Source organism: Achromobacter sp. 1L-A-4-B-C2 (assembly GCF_057291955.1).
Genome location: NZ_JBXAWP010000002.1, coordinates 738,863 through 755,146, shown reverse-complemented (window position 1 = coordinate 755,146; position 16,284 = coordinate 738,863). Strand labels below are relative to the sequence as shown.

18 protein-coding genes are annotated in these 16,284 nt (G+C 65.9%); 16 read left to right on the top strand and 2 right to left on the bottom strand.

The window, feature by feature from the left end; translation table 11 throughout:
• Positions 1-109: 109 nt before the first annotated feature.
• The 3 genes from AC0Z35_RS10860 to AC0Z35_RS10850 all read left to right on the top strand — a co-directional run bounded on the left by AC0Z35_RS10860 (position 110) and on the right by AC0Z35_RS10850 (position 2,774).
• Positions 110-547, top strand: a complete 438-nt coding sequence (locus AC0Z35_RS10860; RefSeq protein ID WP_046807170.1) for an NfeD family protein — start codon at positions 110-112, stop codon at positions 545-547.
• Positions 548-634: 87 nt separating this feature from the next.
• The gene (locus AC0Z35_RS10855) at positions 635-1,561 is read left to right on the top strand and encodes an SPFH domain-containing protein (RefSeq protein WP_046807169.1); all 927 of its coding nucleotides are present in this window, start codon (positions 635-637) and stop codon (positions 1,559-1,561) included.
• Between the two features lie 25 nt (positions 1,562-1,586).
• Positions 1,587-2,774 carry a GGDEF domain-containing protein gene (locus tag AC0Z35_RS10850; protein ID WP_104145646.1) on the top strand — a complete coding sequence of 396 codons (1,188 nt, stop codon included), beginning with the start codon at positions 1,587-1,589 and terminating at the stop codon, positions 2,772-2,774.
• A gap of 1 nt (position 2,775) precedes the next feature.
• On the opposite strand, the gene smpB is transcribed toward AC0Z35_RS10850, so the two are convergent.
• Positions 2,776-3,306 (bottom strand): SsrA-binding protein SmpB, encoded by a 531-nt coding sequence (smpB, locus tag AC0Z35_RS10845; protein WP_255444759.1) that lies wholly within the window; start codon positions 3,304-3,306, stop codon positions 2,776-2,778.
• A 69-nt stretch (positions 3,307-3,375) separates the two neighbouring features.
• Between smpB and AC0Z35_RS10840 the strand changes: the two genes are divergently transcribed.
• The 7 genes from AC0Z35_RS10840 to AC0Z35_RS10810 all read left to right on the top strand — a co-directional run bounded on the left by AC0Z35_RS10840 (position 3,376) and on the right by AC0Z35_RS10810 (position 9,078).
• Positions 3,376-3,810, top strand: coding sequence for a type II toxin-antitoxin system RatA family toxin (locus tag AC0Z35_RS10840; RefSeq protein WP_485131952.1), 435 nt, complete (start codon positions 3,376-3,378; stop codon positions 3,808-3,810).
• Positions 3,800-4,147 (top strand): RnfH family protein, encoded by a 348-nt coding sequence (locus AC0Z35_RS10835; RefSeq protein WP_046807166.1) that lies wholly within the window; start codon positions 3,800-3,802, stop codon positions 4,145-4,147. The genes AC0Z35_RS10840 and AC0Z35_RS10835 overlap by 11 nt, the downstream gene beginning before the upstream one ends.
• 276 nt (positions 4,148-4,423) lie before the next feature.
• Entirely contained in the window at positions 4,424-5,578 is a 1,155-nt protein-coding gene (locus tag AC0Z35_RS10830) for an acyl-CoA dehydrogenase family protein (RefSeq protein WP_046807165.1), read from the top strand.
• Positions 5,575-6,750, top strand: a complete 1,176-nt coding sequence (locus tag AC0Z35_RS10825) for an enoyl-CoA hydratase/isomerase family protein (protein ID WP_046807164.1) — start codon at positions 5,575-5,577, stop codon at positions 6,748-6,750. Before AC0Z35_RS10830 ends, AC0Z35_RS10825 begins: the two co-directional genes overlap by 4 nt.
• Positions 6,751-6,979: 229 nt before the next feature.
• Positions 6,980-7,870, top strand: a complete 891-nt coding sequence (mmsB, locus tag AC0Z35_RS10820; RefSeq protein ID WP_485131951.1) for a 3-hydroxyisobutyrate dehydrogenase — start codon at positions 6,980-6,982, stop codon at positions 7,868-7,870.
• Between the two features lies 1 nt (position 7,871).
• The gene (locus AC0Z35_RS10815; protein WP_104145648.1) at positions 7,872-8,309 is read left to right on the top strand and encodes a PaaI family thioesterase; all 438 of its coding nucleotides are present in this window, start codon (positions 7,872-7,874) and stop codon (positions 8,307-8,309) included.
• A gap of 79 nt (positions 8,310-8,388) precedes the next feature.
• On the top strand, positions 8,389-9,078 hold the full coding sequence (locus tag AC0Z35_RS10810) for a VIT1/CCC1 transporter family protein (RefSeq protein WP_046807161.1): 690 nt from the start codon (positions 8,389-8,391) through the stop codon (positions 9,076-9,078).
• Positions 9,079-9,252: 174 nt separating this feature from the next.
• On the opposite strand, the gene ygfZ is transcribed toward AC0Z35_RS10810, so the two are convergent.
• Complete coding sequence (ygfZ, locus tag AC0Z35_RS10805) at positions 9,253-10,281, bottom strand: CAF17-like 4Fe-4S cluster assembly/insertion protein YgfZ (RefSeq protein ID WP_485131950.1); 1,029 nt, start codon at positions 10,279-10,281, stop codon at positions 9,253-9,255.
• A 154-nt stretch (positions 10,282-10,435) separates the two neighbouring features.
• Between ygfZ and mltG the strand changes: the two genes are divergently transcribed.
• The 6 genes from mltG (at position 10,436) to AC0Z35_RS10775 (ending at position 16,194) form a co-directional block, all read left to right on the top strand.
• The gene (mltG, locus tag AC0Z35_RS10800) at positions 10,436-11,590 is read left to right on the top strand and encodes an endolytic transglycosylase MltG (RefSeq protein WP_485131949.1); all 1,155 of its coding nucleotides are present in this window, start codon (positions 10,436-10,438) and stop codon (positions 11,588-11,590) included.
• Complete coding sequence (gene tmk / locus AC0Z35_RS10795; protein WP_219992279.1) at positions 11,587-12,210, top strand: dTMP kinase; 624 nt, start codon at positions 11,587-11,589, stop codon at positions 12,208-12,210. Before mltG ends, tmk begins: the two co-directional genes overlap by 4 nt.
• Positions 12,207-13,256, top strand: coding sequence for a DNA polymerase III subunit delta' (gene holB, locus AC0Z35_RS10790; RefSeq protein ID WP_046806813.1), 1,050 nt, complete (start codon positions 12,207-12,209; stop codon positions 13,254-13,256). Before tmk ends, holB begins: the two co-directional genes overlap by 4 nt.
• An 80-nt stretch (positions 13,257-13,336) precedes the next feature.
• Positions 13,337-14,107: a TatD family hydrolase gene (locus tag AC0Z35_RS10785; RefSeq protein WP_120155052.1), complete on the top strand. Its 771-nt coding sequence runs from the start codon at positions 13,337-13,339 to the stop codon at positions 14,105-14,107.
• A 182-nt stretch (positions 14,108-14,289) separates the two neighbouring features.
• On the top strand, positions 14,290-15,246 hold the full coding sequence (locus tag AC0Z35_RS10780) for an ankyrin repeat domain-containing protein (protein ID WP_120155054.1): 957 nt from the start codon (positions 14,290-14,292) through the stop codon (positions 15,244-15,246).
• 207 nt (positions 15,247-15,453) lie between these two features.
• Positions 15,454-16,194, top strand: a complete 741-nt coding sequence (locus AC0Z35_RS10775; RefSeq protein WP_046806816.1) for an IclR family transcriptional regulator — start codon at positions 15,454-15,456, stop codon at positions 16,192-16,194.
• Positions 16,195-16,284: the final 90 nt, after the last annotated feature.

Here is a 16,284-nt window from a genome sequence, read left to right as displayed (position 1 = left end):
CACATCATAATCCAGCGCCGCCGGGACCGAGGCCAACGGGCTTTCCCGTTACGTCCCGGAAATACGTACAATCCGCTCACGAATCATCCTTTCAGGCGACGTTAAGACTATGTGGATCTGGCTGGGACTGGCCGCGCTGGCCCTTATCGGGGAGTTGGCGACGGGTACTTTCTATTTGCTGCTGGTGGCCTTGGGGCTGGCGGCGGCCGGCGCTGCCGCGTGGCTTGGCACCGGGCTTGAATGGCAATTGGTGGCGTGCGGCGTGGTCTTGATGCTGGGTCTGCTGGCGCTGCGCAAGACGCGCGTGCTGAAAAAGCGCGAGGTCAATTCGGCGCGCAACGCCGACGTGAACCTGGACATCGGCCAGACGGTTTCCGTGGAATCGTGGTCCGAACAGCGCACGGCGCGTGTCTGGTATCGCGGCGCCCACTGGCAGGCCGAGCTGGCCCCGGGGCACGCGCCCCACGCCGGAGAACACACCATTACCGAACTGCGTGGCTCGACCCTGGTGCTCAAGCCCACGGGGGCGCCGGGTTCAACCAGGTAAGACCGGCTCGCGCCTCGCGCGGCCCGCAGCAGGCGTCGGGGGCTTGTTGTCCGACGCCATCGCATTAACTCAGAAGAGGTTTCAATCATGATCGATACATCCACTATCGTCCTGCTCGTCGTCGTCGCGCTGGCGATCCTGATCGTCATCAAGTCGATCGCCATCGTGCCGCAACAGCACGCCTGGGTGGTCGAACGCCTGGGCAAGTTCGACCGTGTCTTGTCGCCGGGTGCCGGTTTTGTCATCCCCTTCATCGAACGCGTGTCCTACAAGCATTCGCTAAAGGAAATCCCGCTGGACGTGCCCAGCCAGGTCTGCATCACGCGTGACAACACGCAGCTGCAAGTGGACGGCGTGCTGTATTTCCAGGTGACCGACCCGATGCGCGCATCGTATGGTTCGTCGAACTACATTTCGGCCATCACGCAGCTGGCGCAGACCACCTTGCGCTCGGTCATCGGCAAGATGGAACTGGACCGCACGTTCGAAGAACGCGATTCGATCAACAGCAACATCGTGTCGTCGCTGGACGAAGCCGCGCTGAACTGGGGCGTGAAGGTGCTGCGCTACGAGATCAAGGATTTGACGCCGCCCAACGAAATCCTGCGTTCGATGCAGGCGCAGATCACCGCCGAACGTGAAAAGCGCGCGCTGATCGCGGCCTCGGAAGGCCGCCGCCAGGAACAGATCAATATCGCCACCGGCGAACGTGAAGCCGCCATTGCCCGCTCCGAAGGCGAGAAGCAGGCACAGATCAACCAGGCGCAGGGCGAGGCCGCCGCGGTGCTGGCCATTGCCGAAGCCACCGCCAAGGCCATTACCCAAGTGGCCGATGCCGTGCGTCAGCCGGGCGGCATGGAAGCGGTGAACCTGAAGGTGGCCGAGCGCTACGTCGAGGCGTTCGCCAACGTGGCCAAGGAAGGCAACACGCTGATCCTGCCGGCCAACATGTCCGACGTGGGCGGCATGATCGCCTCGGCCATGACCATCGTGAAGTCCACGCGCAACACCTGATACCGCGCCTAGCGGCGCGCCGCCCATGATCGCTCCCGTTAATTTGCTTCTGATAGCAGCACTGGCGGGGGTGCTATCGCTCTGCGTGCTGGGGTCGCTGGCTCGCAGCGGCATGGCCGGCATCCGCGAAACCATACGCGCCAACTTGCTTACGCTGTTGGCGTTTTTTACGTTTGCGCTTCAGAACACATCGGCGCCCTGGCTGGTGTCGGTTGTGGTGCCCAACGCGGCCGTGGGCCTGGCGCTGTTTTCCTATTACTCGGGCGTGCGGCGCTTGCTGGGGCTTAGCGTGCCCAAGCACCTGATGACGCTGGCATGCCTGGTGGCGCTGGTGGTGTTGCTGGCCTATACGTATGTGGACTGGCGCATCGGCCCGCGCATCGTGGCGATGTCGCTGCTGCAAATGGGCTTTCTGATTGCGGTGGCGGTCACCGTCCAGCGCAACATGCCGGTGCATCGTTCGCGCTACAGCTATCGCTTCGTGTGGACCGTGGCGCTGATCTCGGCCGCCGTCTGTGCGTTGCGGGCCGCGATCTACGCGCTGGACCTGGCGCTGCCCGAATCCTTGATGGAACCAAACGTCTGGAACATCGCCTTCCTGACGCTGGGCGTGCTGATCATGCCGTGCCTGACGCTGGGCACCATCATGATCATCCACGACCGCATGCTGGCCGACCGCGAGCAAGAGGCCAACACCGATTTCCTGACGGGCCTGATGTCGCGCAAGGCGTGGTGGTTGCAGGCCGAACGCTATTGCGCGCAGGCGCTGCGCACGCGGCGTCCGCTGACCCTGCTGCTATTGGATATCGACCATTTCAAGCGCATCAACGACACGCATGGCCATGTGGCGGGCGATGCCGTGCTGCGCCATTTTGGCTTGCTGGCCACCGCCACCTTGCGCACGGGCGACCATGTCGGGCGCGTGGGCGGCGAGGAGTTCGGGGTGTTGTTTCCGGATATGCGCGGCGACGCCGTGCTGGATGTGGCGGCGCGCTTGCTCGATTCCGTGCGGCGCACGCCTTGCGCGCATGGCGGCAGCACCATTTCGTACACGTTCAGCGCGGGCGTGGCCGAATGGGTGCCCGGCGAAAACCTGCAAGTGTTTTTCGAACGCGCCGACCGCAAGCTCTATGCCGCCAAGGCGGCGGGGCGCAACCGCATCGTGGGGCCGGCCGAGCAGGCAGAGCGCCTGGTCATGCCGGCCGCGGCCTGAATCAATCGTCTTTGTCTTTGCGGGGTGCGCGCGTGTCGTGCTTCATGATGCGTTCTTTCTCGCGCTGCCAGTCTTTTTCGCGGGCGGTGTCGCGCTTGTCGAACAGCTTTTTGCCCCGGCCCAGCGCGAAGTCCAGCTTGATGCGGCCATTCTTGTAGTGCAGGTTCAGCGGCACCAGCGTGTAGCCGCGCTGCTCGACCTTGCCGATCAGCTTGCTGATTTCTTCGGCCTTGAGCAGCAGCTTGCGCGTGCGCATGGCATCGGGGTGGATGTGGGTGGACGCCGTGGGCAGCGGGCTGACGTGCATGCCCAGCAGGTACAGTTCACCATCGCGTACGATGACGTAGCTTTCCTTGAGCTGCACGCGGCCGTCGCGAATCGCTTTGACTTCCCAGCCTTGCAGGACAAGGCCGGCTTCATAGCGGTCTTCGATGAAATAGTCGTGCGTGGCCTTGCGGTTGTCGATAATGCTCATAACGCCTTTTTGCGCATAACGCCTTTTTTGCTCATAACGGCAATTTGCGGGCTGCAAAGCGCCACATTAGGCTCATGTTGCGCGGTGCCGGTAAAATCTTGCCATTCTAGCCATTTGCGATAGTCGATGCACAAAGTACAACGATCCGTCCTGGTGCCTTACAGCGCCGCCCAGATGTTCGACCTGATTGCCGACGTGGAGAAGTACCCCGAGTTCATGCCGTGGTGCGGCGGGGCCGAGGTGCAAAGCCGCGACGAACATGGCATGCAGGCCTCTATCCTGATCAGTTTCGCGGGCATGAAGCAGCGCTTCACCACGCGCAATACCCACGTCTATCCCGACCGGATCGACCTGGAACTGGTGGATGGCCCGTTCTCCAGCCTGGTCGGGCACTGGGAATTCCAGGCGCTGGCCGAAGATGCCTGCAAAGTCCTGTTCACCATGGAATACGCGTTTTCGAACCGCGCGCTGGAAATGGTGGTGGGGCCGGTATTCAACCGCATCGCGACCAGCTTTATTGATTCCTTCACCAAGCGGGCGCAGGCCAAATATGGCGAATGAGCCATCTGAGGCGGCGTTGCTGAACGTCAGCGTTTGCTATGCCTTGCCCGGCCACGTGTGGCTGCGCGAACTGCGCCTGCCTGACGGTGCCACGGTAGCGGACGCGCTGGCGGCCAGTGGGTTTGCGCAGGCCTTTCCGGTGGTGCAGCCCTGGGAACGCGGGGTGGGCGTGTTTGGCCGCGCCGCCGAACCGCAATCCCGGCTGGCCGAGGGCGACCGCGTCGAAATCTACCGGGGCCTGAGCTTCGACCCCAAGGAATCGCGCCGCCGCCGCGCCGAACACCGTCGGACCAAGACGGCCAAGAACGGCCGGGTTCGGCCCGCGGGCTTGCTGTAGGCCGCTTTCTGTAGGCCCCTTCTGTAGGCCCCTTGTGCAGGCCGCCTTGTGCAGGCCACCTTCCGCAGGCTGCTCTCCGGGCCGGGCCGGCGCCGCCGGACATTGTCACCAACAAGACAAATACCGCCCCGGCATCCGGCGTAACATAAACGCGGTTTCATATTTACGTTTACGTTAACGTCATGCCAGAATCCATCTTGCCACGGCGATGGGCGGGCGTTCACGAGACGACCCGCAACGCCAACAGACAATACCGACACCAACAGGAGACAGGCTGTGGACTTGGAACTGACCGACGAGCAGCGCGCGTTTGCGCAAGCCGCCCGCGACTACGCCGAGGGCGAACTGGCCCCTCACGCCGCGCGCTGGGACGCTGAAGGCATTTTTCCGCGCGAGGCCTTCGCCCGGGCGGGCGAAATGGGCTTTTGCGCCATCTACGCCAGCGAAGAAATCGGCGGCCTGGGCCTGCCGCGCCTGGACGCCACCCTGGTGTTCGAGGAAATGGCCGCCGTGGACCCGTCCACGACTGCGTTCCTGACGATACACAACATGGCCACCTGGATGGTCGGAAAATGGGGCCAGCCCGCCCTGCGGGAGGCTTGGGGCCCGCTCTTGGCCAGCGGCCAGAAACTGGCTTCTTACTGCCTGACCGAACCGGGCGCCGGATCGGACGCCGCGTCCCTGTCCACGCGCGCGCAACGCCAGGGTGACGACTACGTGCTGAACGGCGCCAAGGCGTTCATTTCGGGCGGGGGCGACACGGACCTGCTGGTCGTCATGGCACGCACGGGCGGCGAGGGGGCGGGCGGTATCAGCGCGTTTGCCGTGCCCGCCGACAGCCCGGGCATCAGCTACGGCCGCAAAGAAGAAAAAATGGGCTGGAACAGCCAGTCCACCCGCCCCATCACTTTTGAAAACGTCCGCGTGCCGGCCGCCAACCTGCTGGGCCAGGAAGGCGAAGGCTTCAAGATCGCCATGAAGGGCCTGGACGGCGGGCGCATCAATATCGGCACTTGCTCGGTGGGCGCGGCCCAGGGCGCGCTGGACGCGGCCCGCCGCTACATGGACGAACGCCGGCAGTTCAACCGCCGCCTGGCGGAATTCCAGGCGCTGCAATTCAAGCTGGCGGACATGGCCACCCACCTGGTGGCGGCACGCCAGATGGTGCGGCTGGCGGCCTGCAAGCTGGACGGCGGCGCGCCGGACGCGGCCACCTATTGCGCCATGGCCAAGCGCTTCGCTACCGACATGGGCTTCCAGATCTGCCTGGACGCGCAACAGATTCATGGCGGTTACGGATACTTGAAGGACTATCCCTTGGAGCGTCTGGTGCGCGATACTCGCGTTCATCAGATTCTGGAGGGCACCAACGAGATCATGCGCGTGATCATTGCCCGCCAATTGTTGGAAAAAGGAGCCGACATAAGATGAATGCACCGGTGTTGTTCGAAGAAAGAAGCGCGGCGAACGGCATGCGGTTCGGGATTGCGACGCTGAACGCGCCGCAAACCCTGAACGGCCTGTCGCTGGAAATGGTGGACTTGCTGGCAGAGCGCCTGGACCAATGGGCGCGCGATCCGGGCGTGGCCCTGGTGGTCTTGCAAGGCGCGGGCGAAAAGGCCTTCTGTGCGGGCGGCGACCTGCACGGCCTGTACCGCAGCATGACCGAAAACGCGGGTAAAAGCGGCTGGAGCAACGCTTACGCGCGCCGCTTCTTCGAGCACGAATACCGGCTGGACTACCGCATTCACACGTATCCGAAACCCGTGCTGTGCTGGGGCCACGGCATCGTCATGGGCGGCGGCATCGGCCTGATGATGGGCGCCAGCCATCGCGTTGTCAGCGAAAGTTCGCGCCTGGCGATGCCGGAAGTCTCGATCGGCCTGTTCCCGGACGTGGGCGGAAGCTGGCTGCTGAACCGCATGCCGGGCCGCATCGGCCTGTTCCTGGCGCTGACCGGCGCGCAGATGAACACGGCGGACGCGTTCTTTGCGGGCCTGGCGGACTTCCGCCTGAACCACGCCGACTGGCCGCGCCTGCTGGCGTCGCTGGAAGAACAGCCGTGGGCGGGCAAGCCGGCCGGCGCCTCGGACGAGGCCATGGCGCCGCGCTCCATCAACGACGGCCTGCTGCGCCGCGCGCTTACCGCGCTGGAACCGCAAACGCCGCTGGAACCCGGCCACCTGCGCCAGCATTCGTTCCTGATCAACAACCTGTGCACGGGCAACCGGCTGGACGAGATCTACGAAGAGCTGGCGCTGCTGAAAGACCATGAAGACCCCTGGCTGGCGCGCGCCGCGACGACCATGTTGGCCGGTTCCCCCGGTTCGGTACGCCTGGCCTTCGCCTTGCAGCAGCGCATGCGCCTGCGCTCGCTGGACGACGTGTTCCGCGCCGAATACATCGCGGCGCTGGCGTGCACGGCCCATGGTGATTTTGCCGAGGGCATCCGCGCCTTGCTGATCGACAAGGACAAGAAGCCGCGCTGGAACCCCGCAGTGATCGACGTCGCAACCGACGCCTGGGTGCAAAAGTTTTTCGAGGAACCCTGGCGCGAGGGCGAGCCGCATCCCTTGGCCGACCTGGGACAGGAAGGGCGCTGATTGCCGCGGCCGGCCCGTACGCGCGGGTCGGCGTGCCGCGCGTACCCCGCCGAGGAACCTTCGCGTAGCCTCGCGTACCCGCGTATCCCGATAGACGACTCGGGCCCGTCATGCAGGTCACGATGAGTCCATACCTAAAGCAAGAACAACAGCAATAGCAATAGCAATAGCAATAGCAATAGCAATAGCAAGCCATAGCCATAGCCATAGCACCAGGAGACAAAACATCATGAGCAGTATCGCGTTTATCGGTTTGGGCAACATGGGCGCGCCCATGGCATTGAATCTGATCAAGGCCGGACATAGCCTGACGGTCTTTGACCTGGTGCCGGCAGCGGTGACGCTGCTGACCGATGCCGGCGCCAGCGCCGCGGCATCGGCGGCGGAAGCGGTCAAGGGGGCGGACGTCGTCGTGACCATGCTGCCCGCCAGCAAGCACGTCGAAGGGCTGTACCTGGACCACGACCTGCTGGGCAAGATTTCGGCCAGCGCACTGGTCATCGATTGCAGCACCATCGCGCCGGACACGGCCCGCAAGGTGGCGCAGGCCGCCGAGGCGCGTGGCATTGCCATGATCGACGCGCCGGTCTCCGGCGGCACGGCGGGCGCGGCGGCGGGCACGTTGACGTTCATTGTGGGCGGCCCCGCGGCCGCGCTGGAGCGCGCCCGGCCCGTGCTGGAAAAAATGGGCAAGAACATCTTTCATGCCGGCCCCGGCGGCGCGGGCCAGGTGGCCAAGATCTGCAACAACATGCTGCTCGGCATCCTGATGGCTGGTACGTCCGAGGCCCTGGCGCTGGGCGTGGCCAACGGGCTGGACCCCAAGGTGCTGTCGGACATCATCGCCAAGAGTTCGGGCCGCAACTGGGCGACCGAACTCTACAACCCGTGGCCGGGCGTGATGGACCATGCGCCCGCGTCCAAGGGCTACGCCGGCGGTTTCGGCGTGGACCTGATGCTGAAGGACCTGGGCCTGGCCGCCGAGGCCGCGCTGTCCACGCGCGCCTCAATCCCGCTGGGCGAACTGGCCCGCAACCTGTATTCGCTGCATAGCGCGGGCGGCTCGGGCAAGCTGGATTTCTCCAGCATCGTCAACCTGGTCAAGCGCGAGCAAGACTGACATGGCCGCGCCGCAAGCGTCGGCTGATCCCGCCGCGCGGGTCAAGGCCAGCTTCGACCAGCAGACCGTCATGCGGCTGCTGGGCGCGCGGCTGGATGTGGTGGAGCCGGGCAGGGTGGACATCGGGCTGCCTTACCGGGCCGACCTTTGCCAGCAAAACGGCTTTCTGCACGCCGGCATTTCCACCACAATTGCCGACAGCGCGGGCGGTTACGCCGCCTACACGCTGTTTGGCCCGGGTGAAGACGTACTGACCTCGGAGTTCAAGATGAACTTCCTGGCGCCCGCCAAGGGCGACCGCTACGTGGCCAGCGGCCGCGTGGTCAAGCCGGGCAAACGTCTGTCGATCTGCCAGGTGGAAGTACATGCCTACGAAGGTGAGCAAGCCACGCTTTGCGTGATAGGCTTGCTCACCGCGGTGCGCGTGACACCGCGATGACTCCGGCGCGCCACGCGCCTGGCCCTTTCATGGGGCAGGTGCGTGTCGCGCTTGTCACGCGTTGCATGGGTACCGGGTAATGCCAGCCAAAGAACATCACCGAATTTTCCGCAGCAACTGGCTGCGCGCCGCCGTGCTGGGCGCCAATGACGGCATCGTGTCCACCGCCAGCCTGATCACCGGGGTGGCGGCCGCGCAGGCCTCGCATGGCGCAATCCTGACGTCGGGCCTGGCGGGGCTGGTGGCCGGCGCCTTATCGATGGCGGCCGGCGAATACGTGTCCGTCCGGTCACAGGCCGACACCGAAGCGGCCGACCTGCGGATGGAACAGCGCTCGCTGAAGGGCAACTCGGAAGAAGAGCTTGCCGAACTGATCGATATCTATGTAGACCGGGGCTTGACCCGGCAGCTGGCGACGCAGGTGGCGCGGCAACTGACCCGCCATGACGCGCTGGACGCGCATGCGCGCGATGAACTAGGCATTTCCGTTCATAACCGCGCGCGGCCCGTGCAGGCGGCCGTGGCGTCCGCCGCGTCGTTCGCGGGCGGCGCGGCGCTGCCTTTGGTCGTGGCCGTGGTGGCGCCGGTGCCGCAACTGATCGGCTGGGTAATCGGCGCGTCGGTGCTCTGTCTGGCCGGCTTGGGCACGCTGGCCGCGCAGGCGGGCGGGGCGCCCAAGGGGCCCGCCGCGCTACGCGTGACGCTGTTGGGCGCTTTTGCAATGGCGGCAACGGCAGGCGTCGGCGCGCTGTTTGGGGTGGCGGTCTGACGTTATGTGGGACGGCGGTCTGACGTTATGTGGGACACGCGGCGGCGCAAAGCAGGCCCGCGTCCGGTTGCCACGGCGCTAAGCGCGCCCGCGTCCGCTTGCCACGGCGTATTGCAGCAACGCGCCGCCGGCCCTGGCGCGCGTCCGCGTCCGCCTTAACGCGTCCGCCTTAACTTACGGCGTAATGGAATACGGCAGCGGCCCAACCGTGATGCGCGGGCCGTCCTCGGCGCCCAGGCGCAGGTCCCCCTGGGGCAGCGCGGCAAGCGTGGTTTCGAACAGCACTGAAGCCACGCCGGCTTCGCTGGCGGCATCCACGACGCGGCCGATGGGCTCGCCCGGCTGGGTGGCGTCGAACACGTCCACGCCGGCCAGCGCCGCGCTTTGCCCGCCCGCTTGCTCGCCGGCCTGATCAATGGTGCCGTACGCCATGCGCCGCTTCACGGTGCCACGGTAATGGCTGCGCGCCACCACTTCCTGGCCCGGGTAACAGCCCTTGGTGAAGCTTACGCCCTGAACCAGCTCCAGGTTGACGGTCTGCGGGATGAATACGTCCTGCGTCGCCGAGGCAATCCACGGAATGCCCGCGGCAAGATCAGCCACCTGCCAATGCGTAGCGGGCGCCAGGCTTAGCGCGCCGGCCAATGCCGAAGACTGGGCCAGTTGTTCGTCCGAAGCAATCCACCACCAGCGCAGGCGGGTATCGGCCGACGGGGCGGCGATCCAGGTGCCCGACGGCAGGTCCACGCGCTGCCACGGCGCTCGCGGCAGGGCGCCAGTTACGGCTTCCAGGGCGGCAGCTTGTTCGGTGGTGGCCTGCACACCCGCCACGTTCAAGGCGGTTGCGGCCAGCTTGACCTTGGCGCGCAGCACGAACATGGACAGGCGCTTGAGCAACGTTTCGGAAAGGTCGCGGCGGACCAGCCCATACAGTTGCGGGGCGTCGTCGGCGCCGGGGGCGGCGCGCCACATGACCAGGGTGGCCAGAAGGCGGCCCTTGGCCGTGCAGTAGCCCGCCAGGCGGGCGGTGTCCAGCGGCAGGCCGGTAACGTCTTGCGTCAGTTGGCCGTGCAGGAAAGGAAGTGCGTCGGCGCCGGACGCGCTGAACACCAGAAAATCATCCAGCGGCGCGCACGGAGCGGACGGGGCACCCGTCGCGCAACCTTCGGCGCTGGCAGGAATCGAAGAATAGAAAGCGTGCATGGCGGCGGTGTGATCACGTCATCAAAGTGCAGATGATAGCCGCCTTCACCGCGTCATTGGCCCCTTGCCCACGCCGCGCAAAGGGCCGCCCCGTAACGTCTGGCCCCGGTTTTGCCACGACAGGTCCGCGCGATCCATTAAACTTCTGGGACTTATGAAGAAGCGACTCCGTTTTTACGTCTTGTGGTCATTCCTGCTGATCGTGATCGCCGCCGCCGCAGCGGTTGGCGCCGCCTGGAGCTGGATGCATCGACCCATGCATCTACCCGCCGACAGAATCGACTTTGTGGTGGACCCGGGCAGTAGCCCGCGCACGGTCGCGCGCGCGCTGAACGCCGTGGGCGTGCCCATCTGGGAGCCCGGCTTTGTCTGGATGGCGCGCCTGTCCGAGCAGGACAAACTGCTGAAGGCCGGCGGCTATCAGGCCATCAATGGCGACTCGCCCTGGCAACTGCTGGAACGCATGGCGCGGGGCGACATGACCCAGCGCCAGATCACCTTTCTTGAGGGCTGGACGTTCCGCCAGATCCGCCAGGCGCTGCGCGAGCACCCCGACGTCAAGCAGACGCTGGGCGAAGTCAGCGACGAAGAGTTGATGACGCGCCTGGGTTCCGACATCAAGCACCCCGAAGGGCTATTTTTTCCCGACACCTACATCTTTACCCCGGGCAGCACCGACTACGACCTGCTGCGCCGCGCTTATCAAGAAGGCCAGCGCATTTTGCAGGACACCTGGGCCAAGCGGCAGGCGGACCTGCCCGTGGCCACGCCTTACGAGGCCCTGGTGCTGGCGTCCATCATCGAAAAGGAAACGGGGCACGGGCCGGACCGCCGCCGTGTGTCCGGCGTGTTCACCAACCGCCTGAAGATCGGCATGCTGTTGCAAACCGACCCCACTGTGATCTACGGCATGGGCGACGCCTACCAGGGCCGTATCCGCAAGCGTGATTTGCAGACCGATACGCCGTGGAATACCTACACGCGACCCGGCCTGCCGCCCACGCCCATCGCGGCGGCGGGCAGGGCGGCGTTGCTGGCGGCGGTGCAGCCGGAGCAACACAAGTACCTGTTCTTCGTGTCGCGCGGCAACGGCACCAGCGAATTCGCCGAGAACCTGTCCGGCCACAATCGCAACGTGTCGCGCTACATCCTGGGCCAGGGCGCCCGCCCGACCCCGACCCCGACGCCTACGCCGAGCCCCGCGTTGACGCCCGCGCCCCCCCCGGCCACCGCGCCCGTCACCGTGCCGGACGGCCCCGGCGCGGCGACGGACTCCGAAACCGACACACCTGAAGGACAAGACCAATGACCTCTCGCGGACGCTTCATTACGCTGGAGGGCGTGGACGGCGCCGGCAAAAGCACGCATACCGACTGGATCGCGGACTTCCTGCGCAGCCAGGGGCTGGACGTGGTCTCCACGCGCGAGCCGGGCGGCACGCCCCTGGGCGAAAAGCTGCGCGCGCTGGTACTGACCGATCAGATGGGCCTGGATACCGAAACCCTGCTGATGTTCGCGGCGCGCTGCGAACATGTGCGGCAAGTCATCGAACCGGCGCTGGCGCGTGGCGCCTGGGTGGTGTGCGACCGCTATACCGACGCCACTTACGCCTACCAGGGCGGCGGCCGCGAGTTGGGCGCCGAGCGGGTCGCCGTGCTGGAACAATGGATGCACGCGGGCCAACCCGATCGCACCTGGCTGTTCGACGTTCCCCTGGAAGTGGCGCGCGCCCGGCTGGCCGATGCGCGCGAGCCCGACCGCTTCGAACGCGAAGGCGCTGCCTTCTTCGAGCGCACCCGGCAGGCGTATCACGCCCGCGCCCAGGCTAACCCCGACCGCATCCACATCATCGACTCCACCCAGTCCATCGCGCAGATCCGCACGGAACTGGAAGCCGGGCTGCGGGCGTTGCTGGCCGCGACGACATGAGCGCGCCCCAGTTCCTGCCGTGGCAAATGGAGACGGCGCGTGCCTGGCTGGGCAACCGCGACCGCTTTGCGCACGCCTGGCTGGTGCACGGCCTGGCCGGCATCGGCAAGCTGGATTTCGCGATTGCCGCCGCTGCCAGCCTGCTGTGCGAAACCCCCGATAACGGCCTGGCCTGCGGCCACTGCGCCGCCTGTGCCTGGTTTGCCAGCGGCAACCACCCTGATCTGCGCCGCATCCGCCCCGAGGCCGTGGCCGTGGAGGAGGGCGCGGACGCCGCCGAGCCTGCCGAGGACGCCGAACCGACCTCGGGCGCGGCCAAGCGAGCCCCGTCCAAGGAAATTCGCATCGATCAGATCCGGTCGCTGGAGTCCTGGTTCAACACCGCCACGCACCGGGGCGGATGGCGCGTGGCGCTGCTGTACCCGGCGCACGCGTTGAACGTGGTGTCGTCCAACGCCTTGCTCAAGGTGCTGGAAGAACCGCCTCCCCATACCGTTTTCCTGCTGGTTGCCGACGCGCCTGACCGCCTGCTGCCCACGCTGGTATCGCGCTGCCGGCGCTTGCCCTTGCCGGCGCCCGACCCCGATACCGCGCTGCAATGGCTGCGCGCGCAGAACGTAGAGCCGGCGCGGGAATGGCTGGCGGCCGCGGGCGGCGCGCCGCTGGCTGCGTTACGGCTGGCGCAGGCGGGCGATACGCCTTGCCCGCCTTGGCTGTCGCAACTGATCAACCCCTTGGCGCAGGGGCAGGCGCCCGATGTCGGCACGATGGCCGAAACGCTGGAAAAGGTGCCGGCCACGGAATGGATCGACGCCTTGCAGCGCCTGTATACGGATCTGATGCTGGCCAGCGCCGGCGCGCCCGTGCGGTACTTTCCGGCGTTGGGCGCGGGCGTGGCCAAGGTGGCCGCGCGCATGAACACGGCCCGCGTGGCCGAGGCGGCGCGCTGGCTGACGCGGCAGCGCGCGCTGGCCACCCACCCGCTGAACGCCAAGCTTTTCGCGCACGCCACCCTGCAACGCGTGGTGCTATCCTGCCAGGCGTAAGTCCCTGATTCAGCGGCGCTTTGCCTGTCGCGATTTCCTTTCGCAGCGGCCGCGCCGCGATCACTTTATGTAGTCACATCATGTACGTCGATTCGCACTGTCATTTGAATTTTCCTGAACTGGCCGCCGATCTGCCAGCCATTCTTGAGCGCATGGCCGCCAACCAGGTCAGCCACGCGCTGGTCGTCAGCGTCAACATGCCCGAATGGCCCGGCCTGATGTCGCTGGTGGAGCCCCAGCCCAACCTGTGGGCCTCGGTGGGCGTGCACCCCGATTACGAAGACACGCCCGATCCGTCGCCCGAAGAGCTGGCGCGCTTGTCGCGACACCCCAAGGTGGTGGCCATCGGCGAAACCGGGCTGGATTACTACCGTTTGTCCGAACCGCTGGATTGGCAGCGCGAACGCTTTCGCCGGCATATCCGCGCCGCGCGCGACACCGGCTTGCCGCTGATCGTGCACACGCGCTCATCCGCCGAAGACACGGTGCGCATGCTCAAGGAAGAAAAGGCAGCCGAGGTGGGCGGCGTGATGCACTGTTTCACCGAAACCTGGGAAGTGGCCCAGGCCGCGCTGGACCAGAATTTCTACATTTCGTTGTCGGGCATCGTCACGTTCAAAAACGCGCAGATCGTGCACGAAGTGGCCAGCAAGGTGCCGCTGGACCGCCTGCTGATCGAAACCGATTCCCCATACCTGGCGCCGGTGCCGTATCGCGGCAAGCTGAATGACCCGTCCAAGGTGATCCACGTGGCCGAAAAGATTGCGGACCTGCGAGGCATCCCGGTGGCCGACGTGGCGCGGGCGTCCACGGAGAACTTCTTCAAGCTGTTCGGCAAGATCAAGAAGTAAGCAGTAAGAAGTAAGCAGTAAGCAGGAAGCAGTAAACAGTAAGGGCGGTGCGCAAAGACATACCGTTCAAAGACATACCGTTCAAAGACATACGGTTTGAATGCACACCATCGGCCAGGCCAGAAACCCGGCCTTCAGGCCGCCGCCCACCTAACCCTCGTTCCTTTCCATCCAGGATAGCCATGACCGCCCGCACACCGACTTTCCGCCCAGTCCTGTCGCAATGCCGAGGCGCGCTGTTGGCGCTGGCCATCGCCTTCGGTGCCTGCGCGGCCCCCGTGGCCGACGCCGCCAACCCGGGCGATTGGTGGGTGTACGTGGCCAACGATTACCCGGACGACGTCAAGGACCTGCTGGCGCAGGGGGCCGACCCCAATGTGCGCTACCAAAACGGGCAACCCGCCCTGATGCGCGCGGTGGTCGACGGCGCCTGGAAGGTGTTTGACGTGATTGCGGCCGACAAGCGCACGGACGTGAACGCCGAGAATCCGGCCGGCGAAACGCCGTTGATGTACCTGGCCATTGCCGGCCAGACCGAACGCGCCAAAAAGCTGATCGCCCGGGGCGCCCAGGTCAATCGGCTGGGCTGGACGCCGCTGCACTACGCCGCGTCCAAGGGGCAGATGGAAATGGCGCGCATGCTGCTGGGCAAGAAAGCCATGGTGAACGCGCCAGCGCCGGGCGGTGAAACGCCCCTGATGATGGCGGCGTTGGGCGGCAACCGAGAAATGGTCGATCTGCTGATCAAGGCGGGGGCGGACGTCACCACGCGCGACCTGAAGAGCCAAAGCGCTGCTGACTGGGCGCGCAACGGCAAGTCGGCGGCGGTGGCGACGTACCTGACCACGAAGGTGGCCCAGGCGGACGAGGCCAAGCGCGCGCGCCGCGCGGCCAGCCCCGCGCCGGTAGAGGCCGATGCCGCGACGGGCGCGGATGCCGCCGCGCAGGGTAGCGCGCAAGGTGCCGCGCAGCCGGCTGGGGAAACGTCTGGCGCGTCGATGGGCGTTGCGCCGGGCGCCGCGCCGGCGGCCGGGGCTCCGGCACCCGCCGGCAGTGCCTCGGCCCCGGCCGCCGCACCCAGCGTGGGCGGGGTGTCCGGCGTCAAGCTGAACAACTACGACACCCCTGCCGCACCGTAAACACGCAGGACGCGGGGCGCCCAGCCATCGCAATGCGCTGTTGCCCCTTTTGCCCCTGATAGGGACACATCAAAGAGACCGCATTGCGGTCTTTTTTTTCGTACTTATCTGGGGTTTTCCCTGCTTATTCTCATCCTCCGGGAAAAAATCAAAGAAGAACCACCATGAATTGATAATCTCGGCTCCTTAATGGCGGGAGCAGAGTTGATGTCGGAACCATCGGTAGGGGCGGGCGCGGATCGTGTCCTGTACGTGTTGGCCACGCTGGCCCGGCACGATGGCCCGTTGACGATCGCCGCCCTGGCGGAAAAAACCGGGCTGGCCCAAAGCACGCTGTATCGCCAGGTTGCCTTGCTCAAGCGTTGGGGCTTCGTGGCCGAGCACGAGGGCGAATACGGCCCGGGGCCGCTCTGCGTTCAACTGGCGTGGGGCTTTGACCAGTCGTCCTTTTTGATACACGAAGCGCAGCCCGACATGGCGACGCTGGCTGCCGCATCCGGCGAGACCATCGGTTTGCTGGTCGCCGTCAAGGATCAGGCCGTGTGCCTGGACATGATCGAAAGCCAGCACCCGCTGCGCTGTTCGTTCACCAAGGGACGCGGCCTGCCGTTGGCGCGCGGCGCATCCGCCAAGTCATTGTTGGCCTTCATGCCGCTGGGCCGTCTGCAAGCCGCCTTGGCCTATCTGGCCGACGAAGCCGGGGTGGACCCGTCCCGCCTGGAAGACGAGCTGGAACGGATACGCGGGCAGGGCTATGCCGTCACCGATAGCGAAGTGGATGCCGGCGTGTGGGGCGTAAGCGTCCCGATATTCCAGCGGCCCAATCAGGCCGTGGCCTCGATCACGCTGATGGCGCCGTCCACGCGCGCGGCGCAACGGCCCGACGCACTGATCGCCATGACCGTGGCCGCGGCGCGCCGCATTTCCGACCGCCTGAAGGTCCACTAAAGAGCCTCTGACCGGGCGCTGTCGCCCGATCCCAATCGAATATGTCGTTGCACTGTCGCCCCAGCCGTTTCGTTTAGCCGTCCCCTTGGC